The sequence below is a fragment of the Massilia sp. IC2-278 genome (genome assembly GCF_020708045.1).
GTDB lineage: Bacteria > Pseudomonadota > Gammaproteobacteria > Burkholderiales > Burkholderiaceae_D > Telluria.
The window spans coordinates 183089-198179 of sequence record NZ_JAJFES010000007.1 but is presented as its reverse complement, the minus strand read 5'-3'; the positions used below and the strand labels follow the sequence as shown (position 1 = coordinate 198179).

The 15091-nt window shown below is 65.6% G+C and carries 15 protein-coding genes and 1 rRNA gene; 5 read left to right on the top strand and 11 right to left on the bottom strand.

Annotation, left to right across the window (positions count from 1 at the left end; translation table 11 throughout):
* The first annotated feature begins 3 nt into the window (after positions 1 to 3).
* A 5S ribosomal RNA gene (gene rrf / locus LK540_RS15660) occupies positions 4 to 116 on the top strand.
* 275 nt (positions 117 to 391) lie between these two features.
* Here the strand turns inward: rrf and LK540_RS15655 are convergent.
* The 5 genes from LK540_RS15655 to LK540_RS15635 form a co-directional block, all read right to left on the bottom strand.
* Positions 392 to 733 (bottom strand): DUF1840 domain-containing protein, encoded by a 342-nt coding sequence (locus LK540_RS15655; RefSeq protein WP_229438232.1) that lies wholly within the window; start codon positions 731 to 733, stop codon positions 392 to 394.
* Positions 734 to 808: 75 nt separating this feature from the next.
* Positions 809 to 2362: a hypothetical protein gene (locus LK540_RS15650; protein WP_229438231.1), complete on the bottom strand. Its 1554-nt coding sequence runs from the start codon at positions 2360 to 2362 to the stop codon at positions 809 to 811.
* On the bottom strand, positions 2359 to 3087 hold the full coding sequence (locus tag LK540_RS15645) for an ABC transporter ATP-binding protein (RefSeq protein WP_229438230.1): 729 nt from the start codon (positions 3085 to 3087) through the stop codon (positions 2359 to 2361). The genes LK540_RS15650 and LK540_RS15645 overlap by 4 nt, the downstream gene beginning before the upstream one ends.
* Before the next feature lie 2 nt (positions 3088 to 3089).
* A complete protein-coding gene (locus tag LK540_RS15640) occupies positions 3090 to 3623 on the bottom strand; it encodes a hypothetical protein (RefSeq protein WP_229438229.1) in 534 nt (177 codons plus the stop codon).
* A 49-nt stretch (positions 3624 to 3672) separates the two neighbouring features.
* Positions 3673 to 5190: a YifB family Mg chelatase-like AAA ATPase gene (locus tag LK540_RS15635; protein ID WP_229438228.1), complete on the bottom strand. Its 1518-nt coding sequence runs from the start codon at positions 5188 to 5190 to the stop codon at positions 3673 to 3675.
* Positions 5191 to 5364: 174 nt separating this feature from the next.
* Between LK540_RS15635 and LK540_RS15630 the strand changes: the two genes are divergently transcribed.
* Positions 5365 to 6516, top strand: a complete 1152-nt coding sequence (locus tag LK540_RS15630; protein ID WP_229438227.1) for a serine protease — start codon at positions 5365 to 5367, stop codon at positions 6514 to 6516.
* A gap of 46 nt (positions 6517 to 6562) precedes the next feature.
* Here LK540_RS15630 and LK540_RS15625 read toward each other — a convergent pair whose 3' ends face one another.
* From LK540_RS15625 to LK540_RS15600, 6 genes are all read right to left on the bottom strand, one after another.
* Complete coding sequence (locus LK540_RS15625; RefSeq protein WP_229438226.1) at positions 6563 to 7075, bottom strand: adenine phosphoribosyltransferase; 513 nt, start codon at positions 7073 to 7075, stop codon at positions 6563 to 6565.
* A 99-nt stretch (positions 7076 to 7174) separates the two neighbouring features.
* On the bottom strand, positions 7175 to 7768 hold the full coding sequence (locus LK540_RS15620) for a DUF2239 family protein (protein WP_229438225.1): 594 nt from the start codon (positions 7766 to 7768) through the stop codon (positions 7175 to 7177).
* A gap of 157 nt (positions 7769 to 7925) precedes the next feature.
* Positions 7926 to 8462 (bottom strand): OmpH family outer membrane protein, encoded by a 537-nt coding sequence (locus LK540_RS15615; RefSeq protein WP_229438224.1) that lies wholly within the window; start codon positions 8460 to 8462, stop codon positions 7926 to 7928.
* Entirely contained in the window at positions 8459 to 9385 is a 927-nt protein-coding gene (locus LK540_RS15610) for a protein phosphatase 2C domain-containing protein (protein ID WP_229438223.1), read from the bottom strand. Before LK540_RS15610 ends, LK540_RS15615 begins: the two co-directional genes overlap by 4 nt.
* A gap of 78 nt (positions 9386 to 9463) precedes the next feature.
* Complete coding sequence (locus tag LK540_RS15605; RefSeq protein ID WP_229438222.1) at positions 9464 to 11929, bottom strand: adenosylcobalamin-dependent ribonucleoside-diphosphate reductase; 2466 nt, start codon at positions 11927 to 11929, stop codon at positions 9464 to 9466.
* Between the two features lie 39 nt (positions 11930 to 11968).
* Positions 11969 to 12223 carry an accessory factor UbiK family protein gene (locus tag LK540_RS15600; RefSeq protein ID WP_229438238.1) on the bottom strand — a complete coding sequence of 85 codons (255 nt, stop codon included), beginning with the start codon at positions 12221 to 12223 and terminating at the stop codon, positions 11969 to 11971.
* Between the two features lie 272 nt (positions 12224 to 12495).
* On the opposite strand from LK540_RS15600, the gene LK540_RS15595 reads away from it, so the two are divergent.
* The 3 genes from LK540_RS15595 to amt are packed head-to-tail and all read left to right on the top strand — an operon-like array spanning position 12496 to position 14999.
* Positions 12496 to 13233: a TorF family putative porin gene (locus LK540_RS15595; protein ID WP_229438221.1), complete on the top strand. Its 738-nt coding sequence runs from the start codon at positions 12496 to 12498 to the stop codon at positions 13231 to 13233.
* A 13-nt stretch (positions 13234 to 13246) separates the two neighbouring features.
* The gene (gene glnK, locus LK540_RS15590) at positions 13247 to 13585 is read left to right on the top strand and encodes a P-II family nitrogen regulator (RefSeq protein WP_229438220.1); all 339 of its coding nucleotides are present in this window, start codon (positions 13247 to 13249) and stop codon (positions 13583 to 13585) included.
* A 22-nt stretch (positions 13586 to 13607) separates the two neighbouring features.
* Positions 13608 to 14999, top strand: coding sequence for an ammonium transporter (gene amt, locus LK540_RS15585; RefSeq protein ID WP_229438219.1), 1392 nt, complete (start codon positions 13608 to 13610; stop codon positions 14997 to 14999).
* Positions 15000 to 15091 lie beyond the last annotated feature (92 nt).

The window sequence follows — 15091 nt, the reverse complement described above, 5'->3', positions numbered from 1 at the left end:
ATGCCTGATGACCATAGCAAGTCGGTCCCACCCCTTCCCATCCCGAACAGGACCGTGAAACGACTTTGCGCCGATGATAGTGCTGCAACCAGTGTGAAAGTAGGTTATCGTCAGGCTAGTTAATAAGCAGTAAGCGAAGAAGCCCCGCCCAGGAAACTGGTCGGGGCTTTTTGCTTTGGGCGTTGTGTTTGTTTAGTCAGCCTTTTTCAGGCCGCGCCGCTGATCCACCGGTGAGACAGCGTGGACACAGGTGTCCACCCTACAACAGCCTGGCTTGACGCTGGCCCCCTAAAGCAAAAAAGGAAGCGCAAGCGCTTCCTTTTATCGACATCACATCGACTGTACCGAGCGGCATCGCTGCCGGCTTAGTCCGGCAACTCAGCCCGGCGATTCACACACCCCAGAGAATATCGCACTGCTGGTCGCGTGCTGCGCGCAGCATCTCCAGCATTGGATAAGCCCGGGTCGAGAAACTGACCACTTCGGCTTGCTCGTGTTCGGGATCGTCTTCGTCCACGCGGTGGGCCTTGATGTCCTGCTCGACTTCGTCGGTGGAAGGATGCTTGCGGCTTTCTTCGATCTCGTGCTCGAGCAGCTGGACGGCGCGGGTGGCTTCCTCGGAGGTGATGACGCCGATGTCCGGCTCCTTGTTCAGGAGGTCCAGGATGCGCTTGGCGTGTTCCTGATACATCATCACGTCAGGATAAGCTTTGCTTTTAAAAGTGATTAACATATGCATTCTCTTATTGTTTGGCTTCGTAACTAAACGATAACACGTCTGCCCGAAACGGGTCTCCCGCGCACACCCTTAACGGATACGGTGCCGGAAGATCCATGCCAGGAAGGGTACGCCAAACGCGACGGCGCATGCAATGCCCACGCCGACCGCCGTCAGCAGGCCTGTTTCCGACTGGCTGGCCGTGTACGGCAGGAGAAACGCCAGTCCGCCCCAGCCGAACAGGTGGCTCATCTCGAACAGGATGCTGAGGCCGTTGCCCTGGGCGCGGCGGGCGAATGCGCTGCGCGAACCGGGCTTGCCTACCCACATCACGATCAGCGTGGAACCGAGCGTGACGCCGCAGATCGTGAACGCGGCCAGCAGGCCGCTGAGTGGCGCGCGCCAGGTCAGCCACATCACCGGTAGGCAGACCAGGGCCAGCACCGGGCCGATGGCCGCGGCCGCCTTGGCACGGCGGATCGTGCGCATGTCGGCCGGCGAGGCGGACAGCAGGTCGGGCGCATCCTCCGCCAGCAGGACCACCCAGGCCAGCGACGAGCTCAACGAGCCGCACAGCAGGGTCAGGCCGGCGCCCACCGCCAGGTTCTGCGCGTCATCCTTTCTGAAGACCAGGAACAGGAGCGGAATCAGGTAGAGCAGCTGCAACAGCACCTGCGAGATCAGCTGCGGATCGCGCAGGATGAGGCGCCACTCCTTGCGGATCAGCGTCGATGCCAGGCCGCGACCGAACCGGAAACGCAGCTCGCCCGCAGGCCGCCGCACCACCGGCGCCATGCTTGCGGCAAGCTGCAGCCCGCGTGTAAAGCTGCGGTGCGTCAGCGTCACGGTCAGTGCAAACGCCAGCAAGGCCACCACCCCGACAGCCACGGCGGCGAACGGATCGCCCAGCAGGGCCCGGCCAGGCAGCCAGACCGGACTGTCGGCCGGAATCCCGGCACTGCTCCTGGCCGCGCGCACCAGGATGCCTTCGCTTGCGCCGGTCTGCACCGCCAGGTTGGGCAACTGCGACAGGATGAACAATAAGGCGCCGGCCAGCGCGCCAAGCACCTGCGCCACCACCCGCGTGCGGCGCGCGCCCAGCCAGCGCACCAGGGCAAGCGTCAACAGCATGGCGCCGGCGGAGGCGATTGCCGCCATGCCCAACACCACCGGATACAGCGCCAGCCAGCGCGGATGCCCGCGCAGCGCGCCCGCATGCGCGAGCGGCGCCAGGAAGAACAGGTAGATCGAGGCCACCCCAATGACGACGCCCGCCAGGCGTACCGTGAAGATACTGCGCGAGGGCAGGGGCGAGGACAGCAGCAAGTCCATGTCGCCGCGGTCGAACAAGACCTCGACGCTGGACTTCAGCGCACTCGACAGCATGAAAAGGAAGGTGGCGACCAGCAGCACGCTGGCCGCCAGCACCAGTTGCCGGGGCAGCTCGCTGTCGTCGCCCGATACCAGGCCGACTACGAACCAGGCCCCGGCATGCACGGCCAGCCACAAGACCAGCCAGACCGCCACCAGCTTCCACTGGAAGCCGCGCGGCTCCTTGCCGTTCTTCGACGACAGCATGTTGTACCAGAACATGCGCAGCTCGTGGCGCAGCAGCCACAGTGCGCTGCCGGGCCGGGCGCTCACGCCTGCCCCGTCAGTTGCAGGAACATGTCTTCCAGCGTGTCCGCGGCTGTCTCCGTGCGCAATTGTTCGAGCGTGCCCTGGGCAATCAGGCGGCCATGCTGGATGATGCCGATGCGCTGGGCCAGGCGCTCGGCCACCTCCAGGATGTGGGTGGTCAGGATCACCGTGCCGCCCTTGGCGACGTGGGACAGCAGCAAATCCTTGACCTGGCGCGAGGCGCCGGCGTCGAGTCCGGTCAGCGGTTCATCCAGGATCAGCAGCTGCGGGTCGTGGATCAGCGCCCCGGCCAGGGCCAGCTTCTGCTTCATGCCGCGCGAAAAACCTTCGGTCAGTTCGTGCGCGTGCTTGCTCAGGTCCAGCCAGTCGAGCAGCTGGTGCGCACGCGGCTCCGCTGCGGCCGCATCCACGCCCCAGAGTCCGGCGACGAACTCCAGGTATTCGGTGGGTTTGAGCTTCCCGTACAGCATCGGGTCGTCCGGCAAATAGGCCATGCTGCGCTTGGCGCCAGCCGGGTCCAGCGCCAGGTCGATGCCGTTGACCTCGATGCGCCCCGCGTCCGGCGCCAGCAGGCCGGCCACCATGCGCAGGGTAGTGGTCTTGCCGGCGCCGTTCGGCCCCAGCAGCGCATACAACTCGCTGCGCGCGATCGACAGGTCCAGGCCGTCGACGGCGGGACGGGCGAACTGCTTGCGCAGGCCACTCACCAACAGGGAAGGCGCATCCATCTTCATAGCAGCGTGAACGACTTCATGAATTGCTCGGATTGCTCGGCCGGAACAGCTTTTTCCTTGCCCAGTACGATGACTTGATAGAAACGCTTGCCGCGCGATTCGAAGTGGCCGGTCAATTGCATCGGCCCGCCATTCCCGGCGCCCGTCGCCTCGAGGTCGATGCTCTTGTGTGCACTCGCAGGATCGCCGTTGCTGGCCGCACTGGCGCTCTCGCGCTGCACGGTCGCCCCGATGTTGCGCAGCATGGCTGTCTTCATGGCGTCGACCGCCGCCTGCGCACCCGCCGCATCCTCGGCCACGCCGGTGCCGACCGCGAACATCACGCCCTCGACCTCGGCGGCAGTCATGGTCATCTCGACCTTGACCCCGTCCAGGTCGACGCTGCGCGTGTGGCTGGCCGGCTTGGTCGGGAACATCACGCGGTAAGGCGCATCCGGGCTGCTGTAGTCGCGCCAGTTATAGGTAGGATTGCAGCCGGCCAGCAGCGTGGCTGCGAGGATAAATGCAACGACAAGTTTGTTTTTTCGCATGCCTTGATGGTAGCAGGGCGCCGCCGCGCAGGCTACAACCGCAGCAGGCCTAGCGATCGCGCAGCCCGCGCCGGTAACCGATCGCTTCGGCCATGTTCTCCGACGTGATGACAGGCGAATCCGTGATGTCGGCGATCGTGCGCGCGACCTTCAGCACCCGGTGATAGGCCCGCGCCGACCAGTTCATCATCGACATGGCGGCACGCAGGGTGCGCTCGCTGGCGCCGTCGAGGGCGCAGTAGCGGTCGATCTCGCGCGTGCTCAGGCGGCTGTTCACCTTGCCCTGGCGTTCGAGCTGCAGCGCATGCGCACGCGCCACGCGCGTTCCGATGGCCGCCGTGCTTTCGCCATCGGCCTGGGTGGCCATGGCGTCGGGCTGCATGGCCGTCACCTCGACCTGCATGTCGATGCGGTCGAGCAGGGGGCCGGAGATGCGGTCCTGGTAGCGCTGCGCCGCTTCGCTCGTGCAATGGCATTTGCCGGAAGGGTGGCCGTACCAGCCGCAAGGGCAGGGGTTCATGGCCGCGATCAATTGGAAGCGGGCCGGAAAGTCGGCCTGGTTGGCAGCCCGCGAAATGGTGATGCGTCCCGATTCCAGCGGCTCGCGCAACACTTCCAATACTTTGCGGTCGAACTCGGGCAATTCATCGAGGAAGAGCACGCCGCAATGCGCCAGCGATATTTCCCCAGGCCGCGGCAGATTCCCGCCGCCGACCAGGGCCACGCCCGAGCTGGTGTGGTGCGGGCTGCGGAAGGGCCGCGCGCGCCATTGCTGGGCCGAGAAACGTCCGGTCAGCGAATGCACGGCCGCCGCTTCCAGCGCCTCCTCGTCGGTCATGGGCGGCAGCAGGCCGGGAAAGCGCGCGGCCAGCATGCTCTTGCCGGCGCCGGGCGGCCCGGCCAGCAGGATCGAATGGTTGCCGGCGGCGGCGATCTCGAGTGCGCGCTTGACGTGGAGCTGCCCCTTCACGTCGGAAAAATCGGGATAGCTCGGCGCCTGCACCGGCGCCGGGTTGCTGTAGCGTTCCAGCCGCGCATCTTCTGTCACGGCGGAGAAGTGGGCGCACACCTGCAGCAGGGTGTCGGCCGGGTAGACGCGGGCATCGAGCACGAGCGCGGCTTCGTCGGCGTTCGCTTTCGGCAGGATGAAACCGCGCCGTGCACCGCGGCCAGTGCGCTGGATGGCAAAGGTCATGGCCAGCGCCCCGCGCACCGGCCGCAGGCGGCCCGAGAGGGACAGTTCGCCCGCGAATTCGTACTTGTCGAGTTCCTTGGCCGGAATCTGGCCGGACGCCGCCAGGATGCCGAGCGCGATCGGCAAATCGAAACGCCCGGATTCCTTGGGCAAATCGGCTGGCGCAAGGTTGATGGTGATGCGCCTTGCGGGAATCTCGAAGCCGACGTTTTGCAGGGCCGCACGTACCCGGTCCTTGGCTTCGCGCACTTCGGCGTCGGGAAGGCCGACGATGGTGAAACTGGGAAGGCCATTGGCCAAGTGCACTTCGACGCTGACGGGCAGCGCTTCCATGCCGGACAGTGCGCGGCTTCTCAGGACTGCCAGACTCATGGGATTCCTTCGTCGATTGAATTGTGTCGCGCAATCTTAGGTCCGTTGACCGGGCAGGATTTGAGAGTGGACAGAGGTGTGCGTGGAACTGGTATGGCTGGGCTGGCAGAACTTCGTTCGAGGACTTCTGTCCCACTCTGAGCCCATCGGCGGTTTGGTTGAGGGGGGACCGATATGCAAGATGATCCGCGAGCCGAGCCGGACGCCGTTCCGCCTGTCCCGTCAGAGCGTGAGAAATGGGAAAAGGAGATTGAATTCAAGAACCGCGAGCTTCTGAATCTGGAGCGCACCCAGGAATTGGCGCGGAAAGAATTCGACTTGAAAGAGCGGGAGCAAGCGCATTCAGGTTGGCGCAGCCCGGTTTTCCTGGCGATCGTTGGGGCTTTCCTCGCTGCGGTCGGGAACGGCTATATCGCGAAAACAAACGGACAGTTGCAGCTGCAACTCGAGAAGGAGAAAGCTGAGCAGGGCCGGATCCTGGAGATGATCAAGACCGGGAATCCCGACAAGGCTGCGGAAAACCTCGGCTTCTTGCTGCAGAGCGGCCTCATTTCGGATGCATCCATCATTGCCAGGCTCCGCACGTTCTTGCGCGAGCGTAAGCCCGGTAGCGGACCTGCACTCCCGGTCACGGGCGCGCATACCGGGATATTCGGCGTGGACGAAGCGGTCAGAATCGAAGACGTCGTACCGTCTCATCCGGTCAAGCTCGCCAGCCGGGCAGTCGGACGGGTCATGGTCTACGACGGAGAAGCGGTCGAGCCTCGTTCACGTTGCAGCGGTTTTTTGGTAGCCGGCGATCTGTTGGTAACGGGAGGATTTTGTTTGCCGCCCGACATCCAGCATCCACGTGCAGAATTCGTGCTGACAGACGAGACGGCACAGCAGAAGCGCTACCCGGTCGTGCTGCCGGCGCTGGTGTCGAAGCAGTTGCTGCCGCTTATGTCCAAGGATGATCCGAGCTTCGCGCTCTTGCGCGTGACCGGTAGTCCGGGCGCCAGCCGGGGATACCTGAGGCTGGCGACACGCGCTCCACAAGTTGGCGAACCGCTTGCCGTCAGCCTGTTCCGCGCTGGCGACCAACAATATGCGGTTGTCGACGCTGCAGACTGTACGGCGACATCCGTGGGTCGCCACAATTTTATCCACGGTTGCGACACGGGCGCCGGAAGTGCGGGCGCACCGATATTCAGCCGCGATGGCAAGGAAGTCCTTGGCGTTCACCTGGGTGGAAGTAAGGAATTCGGCGTTGCCACGCGCGCTGATGCAATCGCCCGGGAAGTCGAGCGATTTCGTTCCGGACGGCCGGGCGCGCGTCAGAGGTGAAGCTGTCCGGAGCAGGGAAGTTGCTGCCGAAGTCCTTGGTCGAGCCTCAGACGTCGCGCAGGCACACCACCGGCATGGTCAGCGCGCGCTTGTCCCTGAAGAAGGCGATATCGAATAGCGCCGCCGCGCCGACGACTTCCTTGCCGATCTGGCGCAGCAGGGAGGCCGCCGCCTCGATGGTGCCGCCGGTGGCGAGCACGTCGTCGACGATCAGCACGCGCTGGCCCTTGATGCGTTCCGGCTGGATCTCGATGGTGGCGCTGCCGTATTCGCGCTTGTAGTCGATGCTGATCGAATGACCGGGCAACTTGCCGGCCTTGCGCGCCATGGCGAAGCCGACCTGGTGCTCGAGGGCGAGGGCGCCGGCGATCATGAAGCCGCGCGCGTCCATGGCCAGGATGAAATCGAAATGCAGTTGATCGGTCTTCGCGTGCAGGGTGTCGATGGCGAGGCGCCAATGCTCGGGATTGTCGAAGATGCAGCCGACGTCGATGAAATTCACGCCGGGTTCCGGATAATCCTGGAAGAATTCCAGCGGGACGTTGTCGAAATCGTTCATTGGGTAAAGCCTCGTGGTGGTAAAGCGCGTGAGTGTACGACGATTATCGACGGTCTGTGCAAAGACGGCGCGGCGCTCGCCGTGCCGCCCATGCCACGCTCAGCTCGCAGCGCCCGGCACATCGCCCGGCGCATCGGCCAGCGGCGTGAATGCCGGCTGGGCCAGCGCCAGCAAGTGCGTGCGCACACCCGCCGGCCAGCTTGCCACCACCTGCTCCAGCCGCGCCGCGTCGCCCGCGAACAGGGCGCGCGAGGCTTCCTCGAAGCCGGGTTCGTCGCCCGCCAGTTCATGCATGAAACGGTAGGCGGAATCGCGCGCCTCGCGCATGGCATCGGCCTGGCGCGCGTCGCGCGACGCATGCTCGACGAGTTTGCGCAGGGCCACCGAGGCGCCGCCCGGCTGCGAGGACAGCCATTCCCAATGGCGCGGCAGCAAGGTCACTTCGCGCGCCACCACGCCCAGCTTCGGGCGGCCGGCGCTGCGCGGCTGCATGCGCGGGATGCGCTGCAGGACTTCTTCTTCGGTACCGGTGAAATTGATCTCGACCCGGCGGCTGGTGGCCAGGTCGAGAATGGCGATGGAGTGCTCGGTACCGCTGTCGAGCGCGCGCTTGACGGCGCTGACGACCTCGGCCAGGGGGCCCTTGGCCAGCAGTTCGGTGCCAAGAAAGGCGATGCAATGTGAGGGCAGCATGGACTTCTCCGATGGATAACGCACGGCGTGCGCATGCCGCCGATATTACCCGGATAAAAAATCGAATGCAATAACACCCGGGTGAAATTGCCGAGCCCGCTTCCGGGCCGTTGCGCGTGGCATACGCCGCGCCTGATTCTGCTCGCTTCCTGCTCGCTTACTTCTCCAGTTCTTGCGCAACCTTGTCCGTGATGTCGATCGCCGGCCGGTGCCAGATGGTGCGGGTCAGCACCAGGTCGATGCCTTGCCGGGTGCGCAGCGAGGCGATGATCTCGTTGATGCGTTCCGCCATCCGGCTGCGTTCCTGCATTTTCCGCTCGAGCAGGTCTTCCTGGAGGATGGCCTGGTCGCGCCGCACCGCGCGTTCGAGGTCGCCTATTTCGCGCGAGCGCGCCAGGTGTTCGCGGTCGGACAGGTTCGGCGTATCCTGGCCCAGCTTGTCGGACAGCTCGCGCAGGCGTTTTACCTCGGCCTGGATCTGCTGGCGGCGCGGCGCGAACTCGGCGTCGATGCTGGCCGACAGCGCCTGGGCACGCGGCGACTCGCTGAGCAGGCGCTCGACGTTCACCACCACGATACGCGCCTCGCGCGCGATGTTGCGGCCGTTTTCCTGCGCCGCCGCCAGCGCGGGAAGCGCGCCGCCCAGCGCCAGGCACAGCCACAGCAAGGCCCGACGTGTCGTATAGGTTTTCAAGCTGGTTCCTCTGTGGCCCTGGCGCTTGCCGGGCCGGGATGATTGGGTGGGTTGTCCGAGTCTACGCGATCCGGCGTCCACATGAGGGCGGATGCGTCATCCGCGTTCTTGACGGCCAGCGTGCCGGCCGCACGCGCCGCCTCCCAGGCGCGCAGTTCGGCCATCGGGCCGGCCAGGCCGCCCGAACAGCAGCGGCGCACCAGGTCTTCCTGGGTGTACAGGCCGTAGGCGTCGGCCAGGCGGTTGAAGCCGTCCGTCATGGCCAGTACCGTGCTGCCGGAGGGCAGGTGCAGCGTGTACGCGCGCGCCTGGAAGGGGCCGCGCGGCTGCAGGCACAGGGCGGTTGGGGCCGTGGCGCCATGCTGGGCTTCGCGCCGCGTGCGCAGCAGCGGCAGCAGGCGCTTGCGGCGTTCCAGCGGATCGCTGACGCCTTCGCGCGCCAGCGCCGCCACCGCTTCCTGCACCACGGTCTCGAACGGGTTCACGTAGGGATCGAGGTCGATGACCACGCCGCCGGCATCGACGGCAAAGGCCTTGCAGTCGCCCAGGCAGTACAGCGACAGGGCGAGCTGGTCCGTGCCGGGGCGGATGCGAATCCAGGTGAGGGCGGCCAGCGGCCAGGCGTGGACCGGCACGTCCTGGCCGGCGGTCTGGCCGAAATAGGCGCGCCGGACGCTGGCGAGCGCCAGTTGCACGCTGTCGGCCTGGGAACGCGTGGCGTCGATGACGGGCCTGAGCGCGGCGGCAAAGGCCTGCACGAACCAGGCGACGTCGCCCTGGCGTTCGTCGACCACCTGCCGGTCGGCCACCGAGGTCGCGCCGTCGAGCACGAGGAGGTCGATCAGGCCGCCGGTGTCGAAGACAGCCACGAGGTCTTCATTGATGCCGCCGTCAGGTGCGCAGGAAATTCGCTCGATCGCCATTCACTTCGTTCATAAGCTGCTGGATGGCACTATGGTAACACTGCACCAGCTCGCCGGAACGACCGATGGGCACATTCCTCAACCGCATTCCCCCACGTACTGGCAGTTCTCGCAGCGGGTGCAGCCGTCGAGCTTGCGCAGGGCGCGGGCGCCGCATTCCGGGCACCTGGCGGCGGAAGACGCAGCCGGCGCCGGCAGCGCTGCATCGCCGCCATCCCGCTTGCCGGCATCGGTCTCGCCCGCATCCATCCTGGCCGCCAGCCGGCGCGCCAGCTGCGCCACCGGTACGCCATTGCCCTGGCTGTCGAGGAAGCCGCGGTTGATCAGTATCCGCTGCAGCATGAAACCGACCGCCGCCGCTTCCGAGTCGTGGAACACCGGCACCTGCACGCCGTCTTCGCGCGTGAGCGTGCCACAGCGCACCGGCCCCTTTTCCCAGACCACGTCGCGCATGTCGGCCAGGGCCTTGGCGATCGGGCCGCCGGCGCGCGCCAGCATCGACAGCAGCCGCATCGAGGAGGTGATCCATTGCTGGCCGTCGGTGCGCTGGCCGGCCGGCATGAAGAATTCGAAGGGGCGCTCGACAACGACCTGTTCGCCGTTGACGACGCCTTCCACGCGGATGAAGCTGACCGTCAGGTAGAAGGTCTTGCGCCCTTCCTGGGTCGAATACGCGACCTTCGAAGTCACGGAATCGAGTTCGCCCAGCGGCCGGTTGTCGAAACGCTTGCGCAGCGGGTCCTGCTCAGGCAGGGCTGGCGCTTCTTCCCGGGGCGCCGCCCCGAGCACCTGGCCCACGACCGTGTTCGGCCGGTAGGTGGCCAGCCCTTTCAGTCCGGCGCGCCAGGCCTCGCTGTACAGGTCGCGGAAATCGTCGTACGGATAATCGGCCGGTACGTTCACCGTCTTCGAGATCGCGGTGTCGACAAAGGGCTGCACCGCTTCGAGCATGCGCAAATGGTCGTCGGCGCGCATCTCCAGCGCGGTGACGAACTGCGGTGGCAGGGGCGCCGGTTCCGGATGGCGGCGCCGGTACAAACGCCAGGCGTGGTCCTGCACCGCATAGGCGCGCATCGTATTGTCGGGCATGCGTTTCTTGCGCTCGTAGGTCCAGGAATAGGGTGGCTCGATGCCGTTCGAGGCGTTGTCGGCAAAGGCCAGCGAGATGGTGCCGGTGGGCGCGATCGACAGCAGGTGCGAGTTGCGGATGCCATGGCTGCGGATCGCCTCGCGCAACGCTTCGGGCAGGCGCTTGACGAAATTGCCTTCCAGGTAGCGCGCCGTATCGAACAGGGGAAAGGCGCCTTTTTCTCGCGCCAGGTCGACCGATGCCGCGTAGGCGGCGTCGCGCAGGGTTGTGGCGATGCGCGCGGCCATGGCGCGGCCCTCGTGCGCGTCGTAGCGCAGGCCCAGCATGACGAGGGCGCTGCCCAGGCCCAGGAAGCCGAGGCCGATGCGGCGCTTAGCGCGCGCCTCGGCGGCTTGCTGCGGCAACGGCCACTCGGTGGCGTCGAGCACCAGGTCGAGCATGCGCACGGCGGTTGTCGCCACCTCGCGCAGGCGGTCGAAGTCGAAGCCGGCATCCGGTTCGAAGGGCTGCGTAACGAAGCAGGTGAGGTTCAGCGAACCGAGGTCGCAGCAGCCGTAGGCGGGCAGGGGCTGCTCGCCGCAGGGGTTGGTGGCACGCAGCTGCTCGGCGTACCAGAGGTTGTTTTCCTCGTTCATGCGGTCGATGAAGAGCACGCCCGGCTCGGCGTGGTCGTAGGTCGACAGCATGATCTTGTCCCAGAGCGCGCGCGCCTTCGGTTTGCGGTACACCCAGAGACCGTCGGCGCGTCGGCGTGCATCCGCTTCTTCGCCGGGTTCGGCGCGGTGCACCAACTCGAAGGTCGCGTCGGCCTCGAGTGCGCGCATGAAGGCGTCGGTGACGCCGACCGAGATATTGAAGTTCGACAGGCCGCCCGCGTCCTTGGCGGCAATAAAACGTTCGATGTCGGGATGGTCGATGCGCAGCACGCCCATCTGCGCGCCGCGCCGGGCGCCGGCCGATTCCACCGTTTTGCAGGAGGCGTCGAACAGTTCCATGTACGACACCGGGCCCGATGCGCGCGAGCGGGTGCCGCGTACCAGGCTGCCGTGCGGGCGGATGGCGCTGAAGTCGTAGCCGACGCCGCCGCCGCGGCGCATGGTCTCGGCCGCTTCCGACAGGGCAGTGTAGATGCCGGGCAGGCCGTCTTCGGTTCCGGTCACGGAATCGCCGACCGGCTGCACGAAGCAGTTGATGAGGGTGGCCTTCAGATCGAGGCCGGCGGCGGAGTTGATGCGTCCGCCCGGGATGAAGCCCCTTTCCTGGGCCTGCATGAAACGTTCGGCCCAGGCCGCGCGCTGCTCCGGCGCTTCGCGTGCCGCCAGCGCATGGGCCACGCGCCGGCGCACCTCGGCGATGGAGGATTCATCGCCTTTCGCGTACTTCTCGCGCAGCACGTCGACTGACACCTCCTGGGGCGGCAGGGTCGTGCCGAGCAGCTTGTCGTTCGCATTCATGTTGCCTCCTTCCGTCAGCTTCCATGAATGCGGAAGCAATCAGACTTTCGGCGCCTGTTCCGTCAGGCGGGCTTCCAGCTCGGCCACGCGCAGTTCGAGCGCGTCGAGCTTGGCGCGGGTCTTGGCCAGTACCTGGGCCTGGATATCGAATTCCTCGCGGGTGACCAGGTCGAGCTTGGAAAAGCCCTGGGTCATCATCGCCTTGACGTTGCGTTCGATGTCCTTGGCGGGCGAGTTTTCCATGGCCTGGTTGAGTTTGCCCTGCAAGTCGTTGAAGAAATTATTCATGTCAATCAGTCCTAGTGTTCCGGCCGCTGCACCAGCCTGGTGCAAATTCGAGAAAACGGCCTGCTTTGGTGCGTCCTGGCGCCCTGCACATCGGCAGTGCGCGCGTTTGTGTTTATTGAAACCCGAGTGTGGCAGCTGTGCCGAAAACGCAGCACACGGATGCCATGTTAATGCCTGGCACGCAATCTGCTAAGAGAAAGCTAAGCCGTGACACGACAGATTGTAAACCGCATCAGAACCAATCGTTCAATAACAGGGGAATCGTCATGAAAAGCAAGATGGCAATCAGCGCAGCGGTGTTCACGCTGGCAGCAGGACTCGGTGGCCTGGCCCAGGCCCAGTCCGCAACCGAAACGACGCCCGCGCCCGAGCACCAGCTCAGCTACAACGCCACCGTCACCAGCGAATACCGCTACCGCGGTCTGTCGCAGACCCGCTTCCAGCCGGCCCTGCAGGGCGGCGCCGACTATACCCATACGCCGACCGGCTTCTACGCCGGCACCTGGCTGTCGACCATCAAGTGGACCAAGGACCTGGGCGGCGACGGCGATGTCGAAGTCGACCTGTACGCCGGCAAGCGCGGCGACCTCGGCGGCGGGGTCAGCTACGACGTCGGCGGCCTGTACTACTGGTATCCGTCGAACGACCTGGAGCCGAACGCGAATACCTTCGAACTCTATGGCCAGCTCGGCTTCGGTCCGGCCTACCTGAAGTATTCGCACGCCACCACCAACTTGTTCGGCACCGCGGACAGCAAGCAGAGCGGCTACCTGGACCTGGGCGCCAACCTGGACGTGAGCAACGGCTTCGTGCTCAACCTGCACGTCGGGCGCCAGCGCGTGAAGAACAACAGCAGCCTGTCGTACACCGACTACAAGGCCGGCCTGACCAAGGACTTCGGCTTTGCCAGCGCATCCGTGGCCTGGGTCAAGACGAATACCGACGCTTATCTGGTGCCGGGCGGGCGCAACCAGGGGCGCTCGCGGGCCGTCGTGTCACTGTCAAAAACTTTCTGAAAGAGGCAACACCATGAAACTGATTACCGCCATCATCAAGCCCTTCAAGCTCGACGAAGTGCGCGAGGCGCTCTCCGAAATCAACGTGCAGGGCATGACGGTCACCGAAGTGAAGGGCTTCGGCCGCCAGAAGGGCCATACCGAGCTGTACCGCGGCGCCGAGTACGTGGTCGACTTCCTCCCGAAAATCAAGATCGAGGCCGCCGTCGACGACGTGCTGGTCGACCAGGTGATCGACGCCATCCAGGGCGCCGCCCGCACCGGCAAGATCGGCGACGGCAAGATCTTCGTGTCCGACCTCAACCAGGTCATCCGTATCCGTACCGGCGAGACCGGCAACGACGCACTGTAAGGGGATTCCAATGAAATCAACCATGTCCAAACTCCTCGCCGCCGGCCTGGGCCTCGGCCTGGCCCTGCCGGCCATGGCCGCGCCCTCGATCAACAAGGGCGACACGGCCTGGATGTTCATCGCCACCATCCTGGTGATCATGATGTCGATCCCGGGCCTGGCCCTGTTCTACGGCGGCCTGGTGCGCGCCAAGAACATGCTGTCGGTGCTGCTGCAGATCTTCATGATTTTTTCGCTGATCATCGTGTTGTGGTGCCTGTACGGCTACTCGCTGGCCTTTACCGGCGGCAGCCCCTTCATCGGCGGCTTCGACCGCGCCTTCCTGAACGGCATCTATGACGCGGCGACCGGCGTGTTCTCGATGGGCGCCACCTTCAGCAAGGAAACGATGATCCCCGAGTTCATTTTCGTTGCCTTCCAGGGTACCTTTGCCGCGATTACCTGCGGCCTGATCGTCGGCGCATTCGCCGAGCGCGCACGCTTTGCGGCGGTGCTGGCATTCATCGTGATCTGGTTCACCTTCGGCTACCTGCCGATCGCGCACATGGTCTGGTTCTGGGCCGGTCCGGATGCGATCACCGACGCCGCTTCGCTGGCCAGCGTGACAGCCGACGCCGGCTGGCTGTGGCAGCAGGGCGCGCTCGACTTCGCGGGCGGCACCGTGGTCCACATCAACGCGGCAGTGGCCGGCCTGGTCGGCGCCTACGTGATCGGTAAGCGCGTCGGCTACGGCCGCGAAGCGATGGCCCCGCACTCGATGACCATGACCATGATCGGCGCCTCGCTGCTGTGGGTGGGCTGGTTCGGCTTCAACGCCGGCTCGGCGCTGGAAGCGGGCGACGTCGCCGCCCTGGCTTTCGTGAATACCCTGCTGGCCACCGCCGCCGCCACCGTCGCCTGGACCTTCGGCGAATGGGCGACCAAGGGCAAGCCGTCGATGCTGGGCGCCGCTTCCGGCGCGGTGTCGGGCCTGGTGGCGATTACCCCGGCCTGCGGCTTCGTCGGCCCGATGGGCGCGCTGGTGATCGGCCTGGTAGGCGGCATCGTCTGCCTGTGGGGCGTGAACGGCCTGAAGCGCCTGCTGCGCGTGGACGACTCGCTCGACGTGTTCGGCGTGCACGGTGTCGGCGGCATCGTCGGCGCACTGCTGACCGGCGTGTTCGCGGCACCGCAACTGGGCGGCCAGGGCGTCTGGGACTACGTCACCAACAAGCCGTCCGCCGATGCCTACTCGATCGGCCACCAGTTGCTGGTGCAGGCCGAGGCCATCGGCATCACCATCGTCTGGTCGGCTTTCGTGGCTTTCGTTGCCTTCAAGCTGGTGGACATGGTGATCGGCCTGCGCGTGCCGGAAGAGCAGGAACGCGAGGGCCTGGACCTGACCAGCCATGGCGAACGGGCCTACCATTCGTGATGGCGACAGGCTGGTAGAGGAGGGCGCCCTGCGGGGCGCCTTTTTTGTATGCGGAGCGGATAGGCGGAAGGCTTTAAAATGGCAAGACTGCC

What these genes read in the sequence shown, in the direction of transcription:
- LK540_RS15655 (WP_229438232.1), bottom strand. Translation starts at nt 733, where the DNA reads ATGTTAATCACTTTTAAAAGCAAAGCTTATCCTGACGTGATGATGTAT.
- LK540_RS15645 (WP_229438230.1), bottom strand. Translation starts at nt 3,087, where the DNA reads ATGGATGCGCCTTCCCTGTTGGTGAGTGGCCTGCGCAAGCAGTTCGCC.
- LK540_RS15640 (WP_229438229.1), bottom strand. Translation starts at nt 3,623, where the DNA reads ATGCGAAAAAACAAACTTGTCGTTGCATTTATCCTCGCAGCCACGCTG.
- LK540_RS15635 (WP_229438228.1), bottom strand. Translation starts at nt 5,190, where the DNA reads ATGAGTCTGGCAGTCCTGAGAAGCCGCGCACTGTCCGGCATGGAAGCG.
- LK540_RS15630 (WP_229438227.1), top strand. Translation starts at nt 5,365, where the DNA reads ATGCAAGATGATCCGCGAGCCGAGCCGGACGCCGTTCCGCCTGTCCCG.
- LK540_RS15625 (WP_229438226.1), bottom strand. Translation starts at nt 7,075, where the DNA reads ATGAACGATTTCGACAACGTCCCGCTGGAATTCTTCCAGGATTATCCG.
- LK540_RS15620 (WP_229438225.1), bottom strand. Translation starts at nt 7,768, where the DNA reads ATGCTGCCCTCACATTGCATCGCCTTTCTTGGCACCGAACTGCTGGCC.
- LK540_RS15610 (WP_229438223.1), bottom strand. Translation starts at nt 9,385, where the DNA reads ATGGCGATCGAGCGAATTTCCTGCGCACCTGACGGCGGCATCAATGAA.
- LK540_RS15605 (WP_229438222.1), bottom strand. Translation starts at nt 11,929, where the DNA reads ATGAATGCGAACGACAAGCTGCTCGGCACGACCCTGCCGCCCCAGGAG.
- LK540_RS15595 (WP_229438221.1), top strand. Translation starts at nt 12,496, where the DNA reads ATGGCAATCAGCGCAGCGGTGTTCACGCTGGCAGCAGGACTCGGTGGC.
- glnK (WP_229438220.1), top strand. Translation starts at nt 13,247, where the DNA reads ATGAAACTGATTACCGCCATCATCAAGCCCTTCAAGCTCGACGAAGTG.
- amt (WP_229438219.1), top strand. Translation starts at nt 13,608, where the DNA reads ATGTCCAAACTCCTCGCCGCCGGCCTGGGCCTCGGCCTGGCCCTGCCG.